The organism is Pseudoalteromonas sp. G4 (assembly GCF_028875915.1).
Lineage (GTDB): Bacteria > Pseudomonadota > Gammaproteobacteria > Enterobacterales > Alteromonadaceae > Pseudoalteromonas.
Genome location: NZ_JAPEHW010000179.1, coordinates 1 through 506, shown reverse-complemented (window position 1 = coordinate 506; position 506 = coordinate 1). Strand labels below are relative to the sequence as shown.

Annotated in this window: 1 protein-coding gene; it reads right to left on the bottom strand. The window is 43.3% G+C overall.

The features are described from left to right. Positions 1 to 120: 120 nt before the first annotated feature. Positions 121 to 506, bottom strand: a 386-nt coding sequence (locus ON073_RS20515) for an amidohydrolase family protein (RefSeq protein WP_274763711.1), incomplete at its 5' end; no start/stop codon positions are given.

Sequence of the window (506 nt, the reverse complement as noted above, 5' to 3'; positions counted from 1 at the left end):
GATGCAGCTTTTCGTAAGCTGTTTATCAAGCATAAAGGCATCGGCATGGGTGAATACCGCCGCAATCGTGAGTTTTTTGAATCGTAAAAAAGGGGCTTCTGCCCCTTTTTTAATTTACCGTTATTTAATTAAATCGATTTCGACCTTGCCATCTTTAATCACTAAGTCGACTTGCTCTAACGTGCTAATGTTTTCGAGAGGATTGCCTTTAACAGCAATCACATCTGCAAATTTACCCACATCGAGCGAGCCTAATGAATCTTGTTTTTTAAGCATGGTTGCCGCATTGATGGTGGCAGCTTGTAATGCTTGCAGTTCGGTCATGCCAAACTTTACCATGCGACTAAATTGGTGACCGTTATCACCGTGCGGATACACCCCTGCATCTGATGCAAATACCATATTTACACCTGCTTTAACGGCTTTGGTAAAGCTCGCGCGCTGACGCGAGCCAACTGTACGCTCTTTATCTAGGCTTTCTTCTAAAATACCGGCCTTTTTACCTT